Raw genomic sequence first — 5452 nt, 5'->3', positions numbered from 1 at the left:
TCGCGGCATCGGCCCCGGCGACGTGGTCGGCCTCTGGATGGCCCGGGGCCCGGACCTGCTGGTCACCCAGATCGGCATCACCCTGTCGGGCGCCGCCTGGCTGCCCTTCGACGCCGAGGCGCCGGCCGACCGGGTCGGGGTGTGCCTAACCGATTCCGCCGCCAAGGCGCTGCTGGTCTCACCCGCCCTCGCTCCGACGGCACCTGACGCGGCGCCCGCCCTGACCCCGGCGAATCTCGACGCGGCGACGCCCGCGGATGCCCCGGTGCCGGATCCCCGCGCCGCCGGCCTGACGCCGGAGCATCCCGCCTACCTGATCTACACCTCGGGCTCGACCGGCGTTCCCAAGGGCATCGTCATCAGCCACGCCAACATCTGTCACTTCCTCCGGTCGGGAAACGCGCTCTACGGCATGCGTGCCGACGACATCGTGTTCCAGGGCGCCTCGGTCGCCTTCGACCTGTCGATGGAGGAGATCTGGGTCCCGTATCTCGTGGGCGCGACGCTGTTCGTGGCAAGCCCGGCCATGATGGGCGACGTCGAGTCCCTGCCCGGTATTCTCGAAGCCGAGCGGATCACGGTGCTCGATACCGTGCCGACCCTGCTGGCGATGATCTCCGGCGACCTGCCGACCGTGCGCCTCGTCCTGCTCGGCGGCGAAGCGCTGCCGGAGCCGCTGGTCGGCCGCTGGGCGACCGGTGCGCGCCAGCTCTTCAACACGTACGGGCCGACCGAGGCGACCGTGGTCGCCACCGCGGCCGAGATGCGGCCCGGCGAGCCGGTGACCATCGGCGGCCCGATCCCGAACTATTCCGTCTACGTCGCGGGCGAGGATCTGAGCCTGCTCGGCCGTGACCAGCAGGGCGAATTGCTGATCGGCGGGCCCGGCGTGGCGCGCGGTTATCTCGCGCGGCCCGAACTGACCGCAGAAAAGTTCATCGCCAACCCGTTCGCCTCCGACGGGACCGACCCGATCCTCTACCGCTCGGGCGATGCGGTCTCGCTGGATGCCGGCGGGCGGATCCTGTTCTACGGCCGCATCGACGATCAGGTGAAGATCCGCGGCTTCCGGGTCGAGCTCGGCGAGATCGAGTCGCGGATCCGCAGCGTGCCCGACATCAACCAGGCCGCCGTGGTGCTGCGCCAGGACGACGGCGTGGACCGGCTCGTGGCCTTCCTGATTCCCGAGCGCGGCCGGACGGTGGACACCGCTACCTTACGCCGGACGCTGGCCGGCCAGATGCCGCCCTACATGGTGCCCGGCCATTTCGAGCTGGCCGAGACCCTGCCGCGGCTGACCTCCGGCAAGGTCGATCGCAAGGCCCTGAAGGTCGCCCCGCTCACGGTCGTGTCGGCCGACGGCGAGCAGGAGACCCCGGCCAACGAGACCGAGGCGGCTCTGGTCGCCGCGGCCAAGCAGGTGTTCGGCAACCAGCCGATCCCGCTGCAGGGCGACTTCTTCGCCGACCTCGGCGGCCATTCCCTGTTGGCCGCCCGCTTCGTGTCCGCAGTGCGCGAGGCTCCGGCGCTCGCCGGCATCACCCTGCCGGACGTCTATGCCCTGCGCACCATGCGGGCGATGGCCGACGCGCTGATCGCGCGCACCGGCGGCATGGGCGCGGCGGCTGCGATCCGCGACCTGAGCTTCGAACCGCCGCCGCTGCTGCGCCGGGCCCTGTGCGGCCTCGGCCAGCTGATCGCGCTGCCCTTCGTGATCGCGCTGGCCACCGCGCAGTGGCTCGGCATGTTCGTGACCTACCTGCTGCTCACCGGCGGCGGCCTCAGCTTCTTCGCCGAACTCGGCGTGCTGCTGCTCGTCTACATCGCGATCAACGGCGTGACCGCGGTGGTCGCGGTGGCGGGCAAGTGGCTGATCCTCGGCAGGACCAAGCCGGGCCGATACCCGCTCTGGGGCGCTTACTACTACCGCTGGTGGCTGACCCAGCGCCTCGCCCCCCTCGTCCACGTGAAGTGGCTCCAGGGCTCGCCGGCGATCTCGGTCTACCTCCGGCTGATGGGCGCCAAGGTCGGCCATGACGCGCTGATCTCCGATATCGAGATCGGCGCCCCGGACCTGCTGACCATCGGCGACGGCGCCTCGCTGGGCGGCCGTCTCGTCATCGCCAATGCCGAGATCGTCGGCAACGAGCTGGTGATCGGCACGGTCGAGATCGGCGCCGACGCGGCGGTCGGCACCTCCTGCGTGCTCAGCCACGACACGGTGATCGGCGCGCAGGCCGAGATCGCCGACCTGACCACGATCCCGACCGGCACCCGGGTCGGGCCGGCGGAGATCTGGGACGGCTCGCCCGGCCGCAAGGTCGGGATGGCGAACCCGGCCGACCTGCCGGCCGCCGCCGAGGCCTCGTGGGCCCACCGCGCCGCCTTCGCGGCGGCCTATATCGTTCTGCTCGGCGCGATCCCGGCGGTCGGCCTGCTGCCGATCTTCCCGGCGTTCTTCATCTTCGACCAGATCTCGGATTCACTCTCCGACATCACCGATGTCGACTACCACTGGTACCTGCCGATCCTCACCTGGCCCACCGCCATGCTGATGACCGCCGGCACGGTTCTGCTGATCGCCGGCATCCGCTGGATCGTGCTGCCGCGGACCCGCTCGGGCACCTACTCGGTCCACTCCCTGTTCTACCTGCGCAAGTGGTCGCTGGCGCTCGCCGTCGAGGTGACGCTGGAAACGCTCTCGTCCCTGTTCGCCACGGTCTACATGCGGGCCTGGTACCGGCTGATGGGCGCCAACATGGGCCACGGCGCCGAGATCTCGACCAACCTCGGCAGCCGCTACGACCTCGCCGAGGTCGGCGCGAAGAACTTCATCGCCGACGAGGTCGTGTACGGCGAGGAGGAGGTCCGGCGGGGCTGGATGCATCTCGAGGCCGCCCGCACCGGGGCCCGGGTCTTCGTCGGCAACGACGCCGTGGTCCCGCCCGGCGCAATCATCCCGGACGACGTGCTGATCGGCATCAAGTCGAAGCCGCCGGCCAACGACGCGATGAGCCCCGGCGAGACCTGGTTCGGCTCGCCGCCGATCCGGCTGCCGGCCCGCCAGAAGGTCGATCTGGGCTCGACCGCGCAGACCTACGAGCCCGGGATGTGGCCGAAGATCCGCCGCGGCGTGTTCGAGGCCTTCGCGACCTCGTTCTCGCCGATGCTCTACATCACCCTGGCGATCACCGTGATCGACTGGTATTTCTACCCGGCGATCCTGGAGAAAGATTGGACCGGCCTGGCCGTCAGCTTCGTCACCGCCAGCGTCTGCATCGCGCTGATCCAGTCCGCCGCGGTCATCGCGATGAAGTGGCTGCTGATGGGCGTCTACAAGCCCGGCATGCAGCCGATGTGGTCCTGGTGGGCGATGCGCACCGAGGCGATCGCGGTGGCCTACTGGGGGTTGGCCGGCAAGGTGCTTCTCGAGCACCTCCAGGGCACACCGTTCCTGCCCTGGGCCCTGCGGTTGTTCGGCGTGAAGATCGGGAAGGGCGTGTGCATGCTCACCACCGACATCACCGAGTTCGACTGCGTGTCGATCGGCGACTACGCCACGATCAACCGCGTCTCGGCGCTGCAGACCCATCTGTACGAGGACCGGATCATGAAGATCGGCCGCGTGGTGGTCGGGCGCGGCGTCTCGGTCGGCGCCTTCGCGACGGTCCTGTACGACACCAAGGTCGGCGACTACGCGCGGCTGCGCCCGCTCACCATCGTGATGAAGGGCGAGTCGATCCCCGCCAACACGGAGTGGGAAGGCGCCCCGGCGGTGCCGGTGATCCACGCCGCGCGGGATGAGCATCGGGTGGCCGGCTAGGTCGCCGCGTCCCTCCGGGGCGCCTGAAGCGAGCCCCGAGCCGCAGGAGAATGCGGCGGTGCTCGCCGCCGCCGATATCCACCTTGCCGAATCGTAAACAACCGCGCGGTATTTTCGTCGCGCTGCTGCGAATTAAGCCGGCTCAAGCCTCGCGAGCCGGTCAATACCAGACGGCTTATGCTATCGTCCGTATCGGAGACTGATAGAAAGCCGTGCATCTCGATCCAGCCACCCTGCTGATCGTCAGTTCCGTGATGACCTTGCTGGTCGGCACGCTGTTCGTTCTGTCGTGGCGGCAGGCGCCGGGTTCGCGCGCCCTGGCGCTATGGGGCGCGGCGCATATCCTCGGCGCGGTCGGCTCCGGCGGCCTCGCCCTGCGCGGCCAGATCCCCGACCTCGTGTCCATCGCGGTGTCCAATGCCGTGGTGCTGGCGGCCTACGGGCTGATCTGGAGCGGTGTCCGCTCGTTCGAGGGGCGACCGGTCCGGATCGGCCTGGCGCTCGTGGGTGCGGCGATCTGGTGCGTGCTCTGCCTGGTGCCGGCCTTCTACGGATCGATCGAGGCCCGGATCGTGTACGCGTCCGCGGTGGCGGCGCTCTATACGGGCGACGCGGCCGTGGAGTTCTGGCGGGGGCGCCAGGAGCGTCTCGCGTCGCGCGTGGCGGCCGAGACCACGCTGGGCTTGCACGCCGCCTTCTACCTGCTGCGGATCCCGTCGACCCTGCTGGCGCCGCCGCCGCCCCGGTTGAACCCGCTGACCTCGCCATGGGTCGCGATCCTGTGCTTCGTCACGCTGCTGTTCTCGATCGCCCTGGCTTTCACCTGCATGGCTCTTGTGAAGGAACGGGCCGAGCGCGAGCAGCGCATCGCCGCCGCGACGGACCCGCTCACCGGCATATCCAATCGCCGGGCCTTCACGGAGGCCGCGGAGGCGGTGCTCGCTTCGCGCCGGGATGTGGCCCTGCTGCTGTTCGACCTCGACCGGTTCAAGGCGGTCAACGATGTCCACGGCCACGCGGTCGGCGACGCGGTGCTGGTGGGGTTCTGCGCCATGGCCGCATCCCTACTGCCCCGGGAAGCGATGCTCGGCCGGCTCGGCGGCGAGGAGTTCGCCTGCCTGCTGCCCGACGTCTCGCCTGCCGAGGCCCTGGCCCGCGCGGAGGAGGTGCGCCGCACCTTCGCGGGGCTGTCGGTGCCGGAATTGCCGGACCTGCGGGTCAGCGTCAGCATCGGGATCGCACAGGCCCGGGACGGGATCAGTTTCGAGGCCCTGATGCATCGGGCCGATGCCGCCCTCTACGTCGCCAAGCACGGCGGTCGCGACCGGGTCGTGGTGGCCGAACGGGTGCAGGCGGCCTGAAAACAGGCCCGGTCGGAAAACGGCCGCGGATGCGGTATCGCGGGCCGGACTGGAGACCGGCCATGGACGACCCCACCCGCATCGACCGCCTGGAGATGCGCCTCACCGAGCAGGATTCGACGATCGAGGATCTGAACCGCACCGTCACGGAGCAGTGGCGGGTGATCGACCGGCTCGTCCGCCAGGTCGACGCGTTGCGCGATCAGGTCGAGGAGGCGGCCGCCCGGTCCGCACCGCGCGGGCCCGAGCCGCCGCCGCATTACTGATG

At 70.1% G+C, this 5452-nt stretch carries 3 protein-coding genes; all 3 read left to right on the top strand.

Annotation, left to right across the window (positions count from 1 at the left end; genetic code table 11):
- Positions 1 to 3823 (top strand): Pls/PosA family non-ribosomal peptide synthetase (locus FV228_RS19120; protein ID WP_147856068.1); only part of this gene is annotated, 3823 nt, incomplete at its 5' end.
- A 212-nt stretch (positions 3824 to 4035) separates the two neighbouring features.
- The gene (locus FV228_RS19115) at positions 4036 to 5184 is read left to right on the top strand and encodes a GGDEF domain-containing protein (RefSeq protein ID WP_147856067.1); all 1149 of its coding nucleotides are present in this window, start codon (positions 4036 to 4038) and stop codon (positions 5182 to 5184) included.
- Between the two features lie 62 nt (positions 5185 to 5246).
- The gene (locus FV228_RS19110) at positions 5247 to 5450 is read left to right on the top strand and encodes a SlyX family protein (protein ID WP_147856066.1); all 204 of its coding nucleotides are present in this window, start codon (positions 5247 to 5249) and stop codon (positions 5448 to 5450) included.
- Positions 5451 to 5452 lie beyond the last annotated feature (2 nt).

Source organism: Methylobacterium sp. WL18 (assembly GCF_008040015.1).
GTDB classification, from domain to species: Bacteria; Pseudomonadota; Alphaproteobacteria; order Rhizobiales; family Beijerinckiaceae; genus Methylobacterium; species Methylobacterium mesophilicum.
The sequence above is the reverse complement of the archived record's forward strand: the minus strand, read 5'-3'. Positions and strand labels throughout refer to the sequence as shown.